Source organism: Actinoplanes auranticolor, assembly GCF_018332655.1.
Classification (GTDB): domain Bacteria; phylum Actinomycetota; class Actinomycetes; order Mycobacteriales; family Micromonosporaceae; genus Actinoplanes; species Actinoplanes auranticolor.
Genome location: NZ_BOQL01000030.1, coordinates 63,657 through 76,446 on the forward strand (window position 1 = coordinate 63,657; position 12,790 = coordinate 76,446).

Genomic DNA, 12,790 nt, shown 5'->3' on the forward strand with positions numbered 1-12,790 from the left:
CGCACTGTCAATATCTCGGCGCAGCGGAAGGGGTCGTCGGGGAACGGCAGGTGCCCGCAGCCCCACAGCAGGACGTGCCGGGCGGCCGGGAGCTCGTACCGGGCCCGGGCGGCCTGACGGCGGTGCGGCAGGACCAGGTCGCGCGTACCCCAGGCGATCGTGACCGGGATGCCGGAGAGAGCGCCGGGATCGGCGCCGACCGGCAGCCGCCAGACGCCGAAAGCCCGGCGCGCGGCGGCGAAGCCCGGCGCGCGGCGGCGAAGCCCGGCGCGCGCGACAGGGCGCGGGCCGAGGCGAGGCAGTCCTGCGGGGACAGTCGGGTGGGGTGGCCGTAGAAGATTCCGCCGAGGACGGCGCGGCCGGCGCGGGTGGCGAAGATGCGGGGGAGGGCGGGTGCGAGGGCGGCGCTCAAGATACGGGCGCCGCCGACCACGGTCTGGCACCAGCGGCGGCCGGCCGGGCTCCAGAAACCGATCGGGGCGAACGCGGTGACGGCCGACGCCCGGCCGCGCCGGCCCAGCTCCAGGGCGATGCCGCCGCCCAGGGAGTTGCCGGCCAGCTCGGGCCGGTCCAGGCCGAGGTCGTCGAGGAATGCGGCGACCAGGTCGGCGAGGTGGCCGACGGACCCGGGGACGCCTTCGACGGCCATTCGGCCGTCGATTGCTGCCGGACCGCTGGTCAAGCGAGGCGTCGCCGGGTCGGGTGTTGCGGTGCCGGACATGGTGGGGCCGGGCGTGGCAGGGTCCGGCGTTGTGGCGGCGCGGGATGAGTGCGGGTCGGCGAGGGGTGGCCAGAGCGCGGAGTCGCCGAAGCCGGGGAGGTCGATCGCGATCACCTCGCGGTGGCGGGCGAGTTCGGCGATCAGCGGATCCCAGACCTGACGGCGGCTGCCGATGCCGTGGATCAGGACCAGTGGGGGACCGTTGCCGCTGCGCTCGTGGGCCAGCATCGCCGCACCCCTTTATTGACAGCCCGACAATAGCGGTGCCACGGTAACTCATGGCGTACGACTTCGACGTCCTGGTCATCGGCTCCGGATTCGGTGGGGGTGTCGCTGCGCTGCGGCTCACCGAGAAGGGGTACCGGGTCGGCGTTCTCGAGGCCGGCCGGCGCTTCGCCGACGAGCAGTTCGCCAAGACCTCGTGGCGGCTGCGGGACTACGTCTACGCGCCCGCGCTCGGCTGCTACGGCCTCCTGCGGCTCACCCTGCTGCGCGACGTGCTGGTCATGTCCGGCGCCGGGGTCGGTGGCGGTTCGCTGGGGTACGCCAACACGCTATACGAGCCGCCCGGCGCGTTCTTCGCCGATCCGCAGTGGGCGTCGATCACCGACTGGCAGGCCGAGCTCGCGCCCTACTACGACCAGGCGAAACGGATGCTGGGCGTGGTCACCAATCCGGTCGAGACGTTCGCCGACGTCACGTTGCGCTCGGTCGCGGAGGATCTCGGGGTCGCGCACACGTACCGGCGTACCCCCGTGGGTGTGCTCTTCGGTGAGCGGCCCGGCGCCGCCGTGCCCGACCCTTTCTTCGGCGGGGCCGGACCGGCCCGCCGGGCCTGCACCTCGTGCGGCGCCTGCATGACCGGCTGCCGGATCGGCGCGAAGAACACGCTGGTCAAGAACTATCTACACCTGGCCGAGGCGGCCGGCGCGGTGGTGCACCCGCTGACCACGGTGGCCGCGGTCCGGCCGCGGCCCGGCGGCGGGTACGACGTCGACGCGCACGCCACCGGCAGCCTGCGCCCCCGCCCCCGCCGCTTCACCGCCGCGCAAGTGATCTTCGCCGCCGGCGCGCTCGGCACCCAGCGCCTGCTGCACCGGATGCGCGACCGGGGCCTGCTACCCGCCATCTCGCCCCGGCTGGGCGAGCTGAGCCGCACCAACTCCGAATCCATCCTGGGCGCCCGCACCCGCCGCCGCGACCTCGACGTCAGCCACGGCGTCGCGATCACCTCCTCGATCCACCCGGATCCGGTCACCCATGTCGAACCGGTGCGCTACGGCCCGGGCAGCAACCTGCTCGCCCTGCTCGCCACCGTCCTGGTGGACGACACCGGCGGCGGCCGGCGCTGGGTGGCCGGCCTGCGCGAGCTCGCCCGCGGCTGGCGGGACCTGCGGCTGCTCGCCGTACCCCGGCGCTGGTCGCAGCAGACGATCGTGCTGCTCGCGATGCAGCCGCTGGACAACTCGGTCACCGTGCACACCACCCGCTCGCTCCTCGGCCGCCGCCGGCTCACCACCCGGCCCGGCATCGGCGAGCCCAACCCGGCCTGGGTGCCGGCCGCGCACGACGTCGCCCGCCGGGTCGCCGAGAAGATCGACGGGGTCCCGTTGGGCGCGGTGACCGAGCTGGCCGGCCGGCCGGTGACCGGCCACTTCATCGGCGGCTGCGCGATCGGCGCCGGCCCGGCCACGGGGGTGGTCGATCCCTATCAACGCCTGTACGGGTACCCGGGCCTGCACGTGATCGACGGGTCGGTGGTCGCGGCGAATCTGGGGGTGAATCCGTCGTTGACCATCACTGCGCTGGCTGAGCGGGCGGTCGCGCTGTGGCCCAACGCGGGGGAGCCGGATCCGCGCCCGGCGCCGGGTGCGCCGTACGCGCGGGTGGCTCCGGTCGCGCCACGCCATCCGGCGGTGCCGGCTCGGGCTCCGGCTGCCCTGCGCCTGTGAGCTGATCGCCGATGCCGGCGGTTGGCGCCGCCGGGCGTGTCGCGGTCTCGCCGGGCGTGGCGGGCGCAGCGCTTTGAAGGTCGCGCCGCGCGTCCCCGCCCGTCGTGCCAGCCTCGTGCCTGCGGCAATGCACGCAGCCGGCGGATAAGGTCGCTCGGTGAGTGTCGACGCAGCGCAGACCCGAAGACGCCTGGAGCCGGACGTCCGCCGCGGGCAGATTCTCGCCTGTGCGGTCCGGCTTTTCGGTGAGCGCCCCTACGCCGAGGTCTCCACCACCGACATCGCCCGGGCCGCCGGTGTCGCCCGGGGGCTGATCAACCACTACTTCGGCACCAAGAAGGATCTGTATCTCGAGGTCATCCGGGTCATGCTGACCATCCCCGAGGTGGCGGTGCAGAGCCTGCCCGCCGGTGACCTGCGCACCCGGGTCGATGCCAGCGTGTCGTGGTTCCTCGATGTGGTCTCCCGGCACAGCACCTCCTGGCTCGCCGCCGCGACCGCCGCCGGGACGGGCCGGGACGTCGATGTGGAGCGGGTGCTCGCCGAGGCCGAGGACACCGCGGCCGAGTACGTGCTGATCGCCGTCGGGCTGGCCGAGGTGGCCGAGCATCGCGAGGAGCTGCGCGGCATGATCCGGGCGTACGTCGGCATGGCCACCGCCACCGCCAAGGAGTGGCTGAACCGCGACGCCCTGACCCGCGCGCAGGTGCATCTGCTGCTCGCGACGACGTTGCTGGCCATCGTGGAGCAGGTCATTCCGACGGTCGTCACGCCCGCGCGCTGAGGCTATTGGCAACGTGCCAACAGCTTGCTAACGTTCCGCACCATGACGGCCACCGCGGGTGGCACGGCCACCTCCCCGCCCGTTCCCTCCACCACGTGTGCCGCCTGCGAGCTCGCGATCGAGGCGCACTGCCCGCAGGTCGCGCAGGCCGTGGTCGTGGGGGACTCCCGGCCGTACCTCGTGGCTCTGCTGGTCCTGGATCCGGAGGCCGGGGGCGACGTGCCGGCCGCGGTCGCGGCCGGGATGCGGGCGGCCAACGCGACCCTGTCGCGGGCCGAGCAGGTCCGGGCCTTCGAGATTCTGAACGACGCCTGGCCGCCGGGTGGCGAGCTGGTCACCCTGACCATGAAGGTACGGCGGCGCCCGGTGCTGCGCGCCTACGCCGACCGCATCGACGCCCTGTACGCGGAGAAGTGAGTGCCGCCCCGGATCGCGATCATCGGCGCCGGCTTCGGTGGAGTGGCCGTCGCCGCGGCGTTGCGCAGGGCCGGTTTCTCCGACTTCGTGCTGCTGGAGAAGGCGGACCGGCTGGGCGGGGTGTGGCGCGACAACGCGTACCCGGGCTGCGCCTGTGACGTCCCCGCCCCGCTGTACTCGTTCTCCTTCGCCCCGAACCCGGACTGGTCGCGGCGTTTCCCGCCGCACTCGGAGATCCTGGCCTACCTGCAGCGCTGCGTCACCGACCTGGGGCTGACCCCGCACCTGAGACTGGGCACCGAGGTCACCGGCGCGCAGTGGGACGGGCAGCGGTCCTGCTGGCGGCTGGCGATCGCGGACGGCACCGAGGTCGTCGCCGACGTCCTCGTTCCGGCGGTCGGTCAGCTGTCCCGGCCGGTCATCCCGCTGCTGCCCGGCGCAGAGCGGTTCCGCGGCCCGGCGGTGCACACCGCCCGCTGGGATCCGGCGCTGCGGATCGACGGCAAGCGGGTCGCGGTCGTCGGGACCGGCGCCAGCTCCGTCCAGCTCGTTCCCGCGATCGCCGGTACGGCCGGACGGGTCGTCGTCTTCCAGCGCAGTGCACCGTGGACGCTGCCCAAGCCCGACCGCCGCTACAGCGCGTTGCGCCGGGCCCTGTACCGGCGGGTGCCCGCACTGATGCGACCACCGCGCGCCGGCACCTGGGCGATGACCGTGTTCACCGGCGCGGCGGTGCTCGGCAACCGGGCCGCCGGTGCGTTCCTGCGTACCGCCTCACGGGCCCAGCGCCGGTGGCAGGTCCGCGACCGGCAGCTGCGGGCCCGGGTCACCCCGGACGAGCCGATGGGCTGCAAGCGGGTGCTGTTCACCAGCGTCTGGCTGCCCACCCTGGCCCGCCCGGACGTGGACCTGGTGACCGCGCCGATCGAGGCGGTGACCCCGGACGGGATCCGCACCGCCGACGGCGTCGAGCACCCCTGCGACGTGCTGGTGTACGGCACCGGCTTCGCGGCCACCGAGTTCCTCACCCCGATGCGGGTGACCGGCCGCGGCGGCGCCCGGCTCGACGAGGTGTGGCGCGACGGCGCGCACGCGTACCTGGGGATGGCCGTGCCCGGCTTCCCCAACATGTTCCTGGTGTACGGGCCCAACACGAACACCGGCAACACCTCGGTGGTCTACTTCCACGAGGCCCAGGCGCGCTACATCGTGCAGGCCGTACGGGCCCTCGCGGCCGGCGCGCAGCCGCTGGACGTACGCCCGGAGGTGGCCGCCGCCTACGACGCGGAGCTGCAGTCCCGCCTGGCCGGGAGCGTCTGGACCGCCTGCAGCAGCTGGTACCGCACGCCCAGCGGCCGGGTCGTCACCAACTGGCCCGGGATGGCGGGGGAGTACCGCCGCCGCACGGCCCGCCTGAGCCTCGGTGACTTCCGCGTGGCCGGCCGGGCCGGGCAGTCGTGATGCGATCAGGGCCAGGTGGCGGCCGGGGCCGGGGCCGCGGCGCCGAAGCGCAGCCGGAAGTCGGTGAGCGTCAGGGTCAGCAGCGGCCGCCGCCCGGCGAGGTAGCCCAGGGGCCCGCCGGCCTCCATCCGCCAGGTGGCCGTGCCGAGGCGCAACCCGGCGCTGCCGCGTACCGGTGTGCGCACGACCTTGTCACCCAGAGCCTGCACCACCGACAGCGGCGTCGGCCAGCGGCCGGGCAGCCGCGGGCCGCGCCGCACGGAGGCCGAGCCGATCGGGGCGCGCGGGTCGCCGGGCTCCGGCCCGGTGCCGGCCGCGGCGACCAGGTCGCCGCCCGGCGAGTCGCGCAGTTCGAGGTCGGCCAGATCCTTGGGGATGCCCCACAGCGCCCGGCCGCCGTCGCGGGACTCGACACTGTCCACCCAGATCTCGGTGATGCTGATTCGGGGCCGCCACCGCTCGTGGACCAGCACGGCCGACAGCAGCTCCCGGTAGTGCAGCACCCCGCCGGGCTCGTAGCGGACCCAGGCCGCGCCGACGAGCACGTGGCGGCCGAACGGGATCGGCTGCACGGCAGACGCGAGCGGTCCGGGAAGTGGCGCAAGCGCCGGCCGCGGCACCGCGAAGACCGAAAGATGGAGCTGACCGCGCAGATCCCACGGCTGGGGCGGATACATGATCGCCTGCCTCCCGGTCGAGGGGGATCGACGACATTCATCGTAGGGGGTCCTGTGCCCGGAGGTACGCATGCCGGATGATCGGGGACCGCTGCGCGGTCTCAAGGTGGTCGAGCTGGCCGGGATCGGACCGGGCCCGTTCGCCGCGATGCTGCTGGCCGATCTCGGCGCCGACGTGGTCCGGGTGGACCGCATCGGCCCCGGCTCGCCGCTGTCCGTGGACCCGCGCTTCGACCTGCTGACCCGGGGCAAACGCTCCATCGCGGTGGACCTCAAGCAGGACCGTGGCCGCGAGCTGGTGCTCGCCCTGGCCGGGCGGGCCGACGCGATCATCGAGGGCTACCGCCCCGGGGTCGCCGAGCGGCTCGGCGTCGGTCCGGACGCGGCGCTGGCCCGCAACCCGCGGCTGGTCTACGGGCGGATGACCGGCTGGGGCCAGGACGGGCCGCTCGCCGCCGGCGCCGGGCACGACATCACCTACCTGGCGGTCACCGGCGCCCTGCACGCCATCGGCCGGGCCGGCGGCCCGCCGCAGGTGCCGGTCAATCTGCTCGGCGACTTCGCCGGCGGCTCGCTCTACCTGGTCGTCGGCCTGCTGGCCGCGCTGCGCGAGGCCGCGCGCACAGGTCGCGGCCAGGTGGTGGACGCGGCGATCACCGACGGCGCGGCCCATCTCACGACCCTGCTGTACGGCCTCAGCGCGGCCGGCCAGTGGCGCGACGAGCGCGGCGTGAACCTGATCGACACCGGCGCACCCTTCTACGACGTCTACCCGGCGGCGGACGGTCACCACCTGGCCGTCGGCGCGCTGGAGCCGCAGTTCTACGCCGAGTTCATCCGCCTGCTCGATCCCGGCGACGACCTGCCGGCCCAGTACGACCGCGCCCGCTGGCCGGAGCTGCGGGCCCGGATCGCCGCCGCGTTCGCCACCCGCACCCGGCAGGAGTGGGTGCAGGTGTTCGAGGGCACCGAGGCGTGCGTCGCGCCGGTGCTGTCGCTGACCGAGGCCCCGGAGCACCCGCACCTGGCGAGCCGGGGCACCTTCGAACGCCCCGGCGGCGTGGTGCAGCCCGCGGCGGCCCCCCGCTTCTCCGCGACGCCACCCGGACCGGTCGGCGCCCCGGCGCTGCCCGGCGCGCACACCCGCGAGATCCTCGCCGACTGGGACCTCGGGGACGCCGGCGGCTGGCTCGACGGCGGCGCGGTCCGGGCGGCACCCTGACGAAATCGGCACATCTCGGCGGGTTCGCCCGGCCGGATCCGGCGTACCGTGAAGGGTGGCTCCGGACCCTCGGCCGCCGTCCCGCAGGGAGGCCGTGATGAAGACCATCGATACCTACGACGGCACGGAACTGCCTCACCGCGAGCGCAGCGCGGGCAGACTGATCGTCCGCAGCGGCTGCTGGCCGTTACAGCCGGACAGCGAGGAGACCCAGCTGTCCCTGGCGACCGGCGACGGCGGCATGGACGAGGAAGCGGCGACGCTGCTGCCGGGCGGTGCCGGGCGCGGCCCGGGCGCCTCCACCCGACCCCACGGCAGGCGGCGCGACATCTCGGCGCCCGCCGGCAGCCGGCCGTTCCCGTTCGTGGCGTCCGGCGACCCGGCCGGGGTGCCGATGCCGGCCTTCGACGAGCAGCGCGCGGCCTCCCTGGCCTGCGTGGACCCGGGCCGGTCGGGGCATCCCGACGCCTACGAGTGCATCGCGGCCATCGTCGCGGAAAGAACCCTCGCGGCGTAGCCGGCCGGCGTCTCAGCCGCGGCGGAACGGGCTGCGCCGGGCGGGCGGGTGCCTCAGCAGCGCCGCCAGCGTCACGCCCGGGGAGTAGTCGTGGCGGGACGGGTGCGACCGGGTCCGGGGGTCGTGCTGTTCCCCGGCCCGGCGCGCCGCGATGCCGGTGATCCAGCCGGTCACGTCGGTGCCCGGTGCGGTGTGCAGGTCCGCGGACTGCCACGCCTCCAGGAAGGTGGCCGCGGTGATCTCCTCGGCTTCCCGAGGGTCGCCCACCTGCTCCCGTACGACGGCGGTGACCTCCGGCTCTAGCGCGAGATAGAGCCGGCCGAAGGCGATCTGGTCGGCGGCACTGACCCGCCGGAGCAGCGTCAGCAGCCGGGAAGGACGGTCGCGGTACTCGGTCAGGAACACCACCGTGGCGGTCATGGCGCCTCCCGCTGGTTGTCCAGGCGTACTGTTCACAGTGTCTCCCCCTTCACCGGCTTCGGTGGACCTCGTCCCTGCCGCAACTCTCGTTCCTGGTCTGGACCCGTGCCCGACGACGCTCATCGATGACAGGAAGTCCGATGGCACGCTCGACCGACACCCGCTCGCCCGCCACCGCGCCCCGGCTGTGGCTCGAATCCTCCACCGGCTCCCGCCCGGTGGTGCACGGTTGCTGGTGGCCCCGGTCCACCGACCCGGCCGCCGAACTGCCCGGCCTGGTGCTGGCCCTGGACGACCGGTTCGGCCCGATCGTCCGGCTCCGGCTCAGCGCGGCCGGCTGGAGCCGCCGCCCGCACGACGTCGAGGTGGACGGCCGCATGGTCAGTGTGGGCTACTTCTCCGGCCAGTCCACCGGCCTGCTGACCGCGAGCTGCGCGGCCGGCGGCTCGATCGCGGTGCGGGTCGTGCCCTGGGCCGGGGTGCTCGAGGAGGACTGGGACGTGCCGGAGAGCCGGATCGCCACCTCCTGAGCCCTCGGATGATCATCGGCCGGTGGCGCGGAAACCGGCCACCCCGCGACCGTGCTGCAGGGTGGCGATGAGCGCGAGCGTCGACTCCGCGCCCTGGTTGAGGTTGGGCCCGTACGGGGTCAGCCCGTCGTAGCCGCCGCCGGTGGCCCGGTCCCACATGACCGCCCCGGTGTCGTTGTCGCCGAGGAACCACCCGATCGACTGCCGCACCCCGTCGTGCCAGGCGGGGTCCCCGGTGGCTGCGGCCGCGGTCGCACAGGCGTCGGCCAGCGCCGCCACCTCGATCGGCTGCTGGTCGTACTGCTGTCGTGGGCTGCCGTGGCGCCAGCCGGCCGCCGGCAGCACCGACAGCCGGCCGTCGACGAGCTGCAGGCCGCGCAGCCAGCTCAGCATCCGCAGCCCGGCGGCCCGCAGGGCGATGTCCTGCTGGGCCGTGCCGGCCAGGATCACGACCTCGGCCAGGGCGGCGCTGGCGTAGGCCAGGTGCCGCCGGGGCCAGGACCACAGCGGGTCGGAGTCGGGCCAGCCGACGGCCGCCGCGGCGTCGGCCAGCAACGCCGCCGCCCCGGGATGCTCCGGATGCCGGCGCAGCACCTCGGCCGCCCCCAGCCCGGCGAAGGCCATGGCGTGCGGCGCCGGCGAACGGCGCCCGGCACCCAGCTCGAAGGCGTACAGCGCCTCCTGCTGGATCCACGGTGCCGTGCTGCGGGCGGCCGCGGTGCCCAGACCCCAGAGGGCGCGACCCCACCAGTCACCCAGGGCGGGGTCGTCGGTCCAGCGCCGGTCGTACGAGAGCCGGTTGCGGAACGCGCCGCTGTCGTCCTGCGCGTGGGTGAGGAAACTCAGGTACACCTCGGCCAGCCGCAGCACCGCCGGCGCCGGTTCCGGCTCCCGGCTGACCACGACCAGCCCGCGGGCGACGTCATCGGTGCAGTAGCCGTGCTCGCGCCGGGGCACGGCGTGCCGGGCGTGCTCCAGCAGGCCGGTGTCGTCGCTCAGCCGCGCGAGGTGCGCGAAGCTGGGGGCCGGAGCCTGTCGGCGCCGGGCCGGGACACCGAGGACCGCGGTCACGCCGGGGCCGGCTGCGCCGCGCTCGTCAGCAGTCCCTCGGCCAGCGCCTCGTAGCGGCTGGCCACCGCCGGCCAGCGCAGGGTAGCGGCGTCGCCGGTGGTCCGGACCAGGGCCGGCTGGGTGAGCACCTTGCGGATCGCGGTGGCCAGCGCCCGGGGATTGCGGTGCGGTACGAGCAGCCCCGGCCCGTCGGTGAGCAGCTCCACAGCGTGCGGGAACGCGGTGGCGACGACCGGCACCCCGGCGGCCACCGCTTCGATCAGCACCCCGGAGGTCACCTGCTCGACGGAGTCGTACGGCAGCACCACGACGTCGGCGGACCGGATCAATGCGCCCAGCGCCGCGTCGTCGAGATACTGCGACCGGTAATCGACGGACTGCGCCACTCCGAGCTCGGCGCCGAGCTGGTGCAGGCTCGCCCGGTACGCCTCGCCGTGCCGCTCGAGCACCTTGGGATGGGTCCGCCCGGCGACGGTGTAGACGGGATCGAGGCGGCGCAGGTGCGGCAGCGCCTGGATGGCCCACTCGATGCCCTTGCCGGGGCCGAGCAGGCCCCAGGTGAGCAGGTGCGGGCGGGGCCCGCGGACCACCGGCGTGCCGGTGTGGTCGGCCGCGCCGTGCGGGATGGCCGACACCTTGGCCGGGTCCACGTCGTAGCCGACGATCAGCCGGTCGTGCGCGGTGCCGGTCATGGTGACGACGGCGCCCGCGGCCCCGACGACCTGCTCCAGCACCGACTTCTGCCGGGGCGTGGGACGGCTCAGCACGGTGTGCAGGACGACGATGCTCGGCACCCGCAGCCGGCGCATCAGCCGCAGCACGTCCGCACCGTCGGCGCCGGGGTAGATGCCGTACTCGTGCTGGATGATCGCGATGTCGTAGCCGTTGAGGGCGTCGGCGGCGGACCGCCAGCCGTCGGCGTCGTGCCCCGGCCAGGTGTGCGCCACGTCGGGGCCCGGCGGTCCGTCGCCGGCGCCGGTGGTCACCCGGACCACACCGCCGGAGGCGGGACCGGCGGTGAGGGCGGCGGCCAGGGCCGCGTTGAAGGTGGCCAGACCGCAGCGGGTCGGCGGGTGGGTGCTGAGGAAGCCGTATCTGGTGGCCACAGGGCCTGCCTTCCGGTTCGGGGGGATGCGCCGGAGCGCGCCCGGCAGCGCCGGCGGAAGGCCGGGTCCGGGCGGTGAATCGGAGAACTGTGGTGCGAGCTGCGCGGCGCACTCCGGCCGGGCGTCGTCGACGCCGCTGGTGCCGGTCGTGGAAGCCCGCTGACGAGCCGTGCTGGAGCCACCCGGGGGTGGAGGTCGTCGTCGAGGGCGGGCGCCGCCAGCCTACGCGCAGCCGGTCGGGCGCCGGCTGACGGCTTCGTCACCGTACCGCCGACTGCGGTGTCGGACCCCGTGCTGCCGTCGTACGCGGCCACATCGTGCTCTGAGACACCAGCCGGACGGCCGGCCTGCGGTACGGTTAGCCGTCGACCAGCACGTCGATGCTCGGCTGCCCCGGACCCGGCAGCACCTCAGCCGAAAGGTCCGGCCATGTCCCGCTCCGCGCCGCTGTGGCACCACACTCTCCGCACCGGCGGGTGAGCGGCGATGACCATGGACCTCGGAGCCGGTGACCGCGTCGATCGGTTGCGCCACCTCTGCCGTCTAGCGATGCGGATGTTGCCCGCCTCGGGCGCCGGGCTCTCCGTGGTCGCCCGGGACAGTCAGGTCAGCCTGCTGGCCGCGGCGGACCCGGTGAGCCAGCGCCTCGAGGAGTTGCAGTTCGTCCTCGGCGAAGGCCCTTGCGTCGATGCTTCCGCCGACCGCAGCCCGGTGCTGGTGGCGGATCTGGCCGGCGAGGGGCTCCAGCGGTGGCCGGCCTACGCCTCGGCGGTGCTGGAGGCCGGCATGTGCGCCGTCTTCGCGTTCCCGCTCCAGATCGGCGCCGCCCAGCTCGGCGTCCTCGACCTGTTCCGCGCCGGGGCCGGTTCGCTCACCGGTGCCGAGCTGGAGCGGGCGCTGACCCTGGCCGACCGGGCGGTCACGGTCCTGCTGACCGACGGGCCGGACGGGGACGAGCCGCTGGGCGCGACGACTGAGTTGTTCCAGGCCCAGGGCATGGTCATGGTCCAGATCGGCGGCACGCTGCCGGAGGCGATGGCCCGGATCCGGGCGTACGCGTACGCCCGCGACCGCCGCCTCGCCGACGTCGCCCGCGCGATAGTGGCGCGCGAACTGCGGTTCGAGCGTGATGGGTGAACACTTCAAGCAAGCAGTCCACGCACCGGAGGAAGACATGACGACCGTATCGGCCGAGCGTCTCTCGCGGATCTTCGTCGAGGTGGCGGACACGCTCGTGGACGATTTCGACCTGCACGACTTCCTGCACATGCTGACCGTGCGCACGGCGGACCTGGTCGGCGCCTCCGCGGTCGGCATCCTGCTGGCGGACCAGAGGGGCCAGTTGCGGTTCATGGCCGCCTCGGACGAGCAGGCCCGGATCCTGGAGATCTTCCAGGTGCAGGTGAGCGAGGGGCCGTGCTTCGATGCGTACCGCACCGCTCAGCCGGTGCTCAACGCGGACCTGGCGCAGGACGTCCGCTGGCCGGAGTTCACCCGGCACGCGCTCGGCGCGGGGTTCCGGTCGGTGCACGCCTTCCCGATGCGGGTACGCCAGGAGGTCATCGGTGCGCTCAACGTCTTCGGCAGCACGGTCGGCGGCAACTTCGACGAGGCGGACGTGCTGATCGTGCAGGCGCTCACCGACGTGGCCGCGATCGCCCTGCTGCAGGAACGCGCGGTGCGCCGCGGCGAGGTCCTCACCGAGCAGTTGCAGGGCGCGCTCAACAGCCGGGTCATCATCGAGCAGGCCAAAGGGGCGATCTCCCAGGCGCACGACATCTCCATCGATGCCGCCTTCACGGCGTTGCGCGGCTACTCGCGCCGCACCAACCGCAAGCTCACCGACGTGGCCCAGGCGGTGCTGGCGAATCCGGGTCTGATCGCCGCCCTGCCGCGCGACTGACGGGCCGGG

General features: G+C 74.4%; 14 protein-coding genes. 9 read left to right on the plus strand and 5 right to left on the minus strand.

What is annotated here, in order from left to right:
- Positions 1–7: 7 nt before the first annotated feature.
- On the minus strand, positions 8–949 hold the full coding sequence (locus tag Aau02nite_RS19895; RefSeq protein WP_246595285.1) for an alpha/beta fold hydrolase: 942 nt from the start codon (positions 947–949) through the stop codon (positions 8–10).
- A gap of 50 nt (positions 950–999) precedes the next feature.
- Between Aau02nite_RS19895 and Aau02nite_RS19900 the strand changes: the two genes are divergently transcribed.
- From Aau02nite_RS19900 to Aau02nite_RS19915, 4 genes are all read left to right on the plus strand, one after another.
- On the plus strand, positions 1,000–2,673 hold the full coding sequence (locus Aau02nite_RS19900; protein WP_212990006.1) for a GMC family oxidoreductase: 1,674 nt from the start codon (positions 1,000–1,002) through the stop codon (positions 2,671–2,673).
- Between the two features lie 157 nt (positions 2,674–2,830).
- On the plus strand, positions 2,831–3,457 hold the full coding sequence (locus tag Aau02nite_RS19905; RefSeq protein WP_212990007.1) for a TetR/AcrR family transcriptional regulator: 627 nt from the start codon (positions 2,831–2,833) through the stop codon (positions 3,455–3,457).
- A 42-nt stretch (positions 3,458–3,499) separates the two neighbouring features.
- Positions 3,500–3,874 carry a hypothetical protein gene (locus Aau02nite_RS19910; RefSeq protein ID WP_212990008.1) on the plus strand — a complete coding sequence of 125 codons (375 nt, stop codon included), beginning with the start codon at positions 3,500–3,502 and terminating at the stop codon, positions 3,872–3,874.
- Entirely contained in the window at positions 3,875–5,335 is a 1,461-nt protein-coding gene (locus Aau02nite_RS19915) for a flavin-containing monooxygenase (RefSeq protein ID WP_212990009.1), read from the plus strand. It begins immediately after the preceding gene.
- Positions 5,336–5,340: 5 nt separating this feature from the next.
- Here the strand turns inward: Aau02nite_RS19915 and Aau02nite_RS19920 are convergent, their stop codons facing one another.
- On the minus strand, positions 5,341–6,012 hold the full coding sequence (locus Aau02nite_RS19920; protein ID WP_212990010.1) for an acetoacetate decarboxylase family protein: 672 nt from the start codon (positions 6,010–6,012) through the stop codon (positions 5,341–5,343).
- A gap of 70 nt (positions 6,013–6,082) precedes the next feature.
- Between Aau02nite_RS19920 and Aau02nite_RS19925 the strand changes: the two genes are divergently transcribed.
- Both Aau02nite_RS19925 and Aau02nite_RS19930 read left to right on the plus strand, forming a co-directional pair.
- Positions 6,083–7,234 carry a CaiB/BaiF CoA transferase family protein gene (locus tag Aau02nite_RS19925; RefSeq protein ID WP_212990011.1) on the plus strand — a complete coding sequence of 384 codons (1,152 nt, stop codon included), beginning with the start codon at positions 6,083–6,085 and terminating at the stop codon, positions 7,232–7,234.
- Positions 7,235–7,331: 97 nt separating this feature from the next.
- Positions 7,332–7,751, plus strand: coding sequence for a hypothetical protein (locus Aau02nite_RS19930; protein WP_212990012.1), 420 nt, complete (start codon positions 7,332–7,334; stop codon positions 7,749–7,751).
- A gap of 12 nt (positions 7,752–7,763) precedes the next feature.
- Here the strand turns inward: Aau02nite_RS19930 and Aau02nite_RS19935 are convergent, their stop codons facing one another.
- On the minus strand, positions 7,764–8,171 hold the full coding sequence (locus Aau02nite_RS19935) for a sigma factor (protein ID WP_212990013.1): 408 nt from the start codon (positions 8,169–8,171) through the stop codon (positions 7,764–7,766).
- A gap of 140 nt (positions 8,172–8,311) precedes the next feature.
- Here Aau02nite_RS19935 and Aau02nite_RS19940 point away from each other — a divergent pair, with 140 nt between their 5' ends.
- A complete protein-coding gene (locus Aau02nite_RS19940) occupies positions 8,312–8,701 on the plus strand; it encodes a DUF5994 family protein (protein WP_212990014.1) in 390 nt (129 codons plus the stop codon).
- A 12-nt stretch (positions 8,702–8,713) separates the two neighbouring features.
- Here Aau02nite_RS19940 and Aau02nite_RS19945 read toward each other — a convergent pair whose 3' ends face one another.
- Both Aau02nite_RS19945 and Aau02nite_RS19950 read right to left on the minus strand, forming a co-directional pair.
- Positions 8,714–9,772, minus strand: coding sequence for a glycosyltransferase (locus Aau02nite_RS19945; protein WP_212990015.1), 1,059 nt, complete (start codon positions 9,770–9,772; stop codon positions 8,714–8,716).
- Complete coding sequence (locus Aau02nite_RS19950; protein ID WP_212990016.1) at positions 9,769–10,878, minus strand: glycosyltransferase; 1,110 nt, start codon at positions 10,876–10,878, stop codon at positions 9,769–9,771. The genes Aau02nite_RS19945 and Aau02nite_RS19950 overlap by 4 nt, the downstream gene beginning before the upstream one ends.
- A gap of 492 nt (positions 10,879–11,370) precedes the next feature.
- Here Aau02nite_RS19950 and Aau02nite_RS19955 point away from each other — a divergent pair, with 492 nt between their 5' ends.
- The gene (locus Aau02nite_RS19955) at positions 11,371–12,015 is read left to right on the plus strand and encodes a GAF and ANTAR domain-containing protein (RefSeq protein WP_281421001.1); all 645 of its coding nucleotides are present in this window, start codon (positions 11,371–11,373) and stop codon (positions 12,013–12,015) included.
- A 37-nt stretch (positions 12,016–12,052) separates the two neighbouring features.
- Positions 12,053–12,781: a GAF and ANTAR domain-containing protein gene (locus Aau02nite_RS19960; protein WP_212990020.1), complete on the plus strand. Its 729-nt coding sequence runs from the start codon at positions 12,053–12,055 to the stop codon at positions 12,779–12,781.
- Positions 12,782–12,790 lie beyond the last annotated feature (9 nt).

Excerpts from the sequence above, each read along its gene's own strand:
- Aau02nite_RS19895 (WP_246595285.1), bottom strand. The coding sequence starts at position 949 with ATGCTGGCCCACGAGCGCAGCGGCAACGGTCCCCCACTGGTCCTGATC.
- Aau02nite_RS19900 (WP_212990006.1), top strand. The coding sequence starts at position 1,000 with ATGGCGTACGACTTCGACGTCCTGGTCATCGGCTCCGGATTCGGTGGG.
- Aau02nite_RS19910 (WP_212990008.1), top strand. The coding sequence starts at position 3,500 with ATGACGGCCACCGCGGGTGGCACGGCCACCTCCCCGCCCGTTCCCTCC.
- Aau02nite_RS19920 (WP_212990010.1), bottom strand. The coding sequence starts at position 6,012 with ATGTATCCGCCCCAGCCGTGGGATCTGCGCGGTCAGCTCCATCTTTCG.
- Aau02nite_RS19925 (WP_212990011.1), top strand. The coding sequence starts at position 6,083 with ATGCCGGATGATCGGGGACCGCTGCGCGGTCTCAAGGTGGTCGAGCTG.
- Aau02nite_RS19930 (WP_212990012.1), top strand. The coding sequence starts at position 7,332 with ATGAAGACCATCGATACCTACGACGGCACGGAACTGCCTCACCGCGAG.
- Aau02nite_RS19935 (WP_212990013.1), bottom strand. The coding sequence starts at position 8,171 with ATGACCGCCACGGTGGTGTTCCTGACCGAGTACCGCGACCGTCCTTCC.
- Aau02nite_RS19940 (WP_212990014.1), top strand. The coding sequence starts at position 8,312 with ATGGCACGCTCGACCGACACCCGCTCGCCCGCCACCGCGCCCCGGCTG.
- Aau02nite_RS19955 (WP_281421001.1), top strand. The coding sequence starts at position 11,371 with ATGGACCTCGGAGCCGGTGACCGCGTCGATCGGTTGCGCCACCTCTGC.
- Aau02nite_RS19960 (WP_212990020.1), top strand. The coding sequence starts at position 12,053 with ATGACGACCGTATCGGCCGAGCGTCTCTCGCGGATCTTCGTCGAGGTG.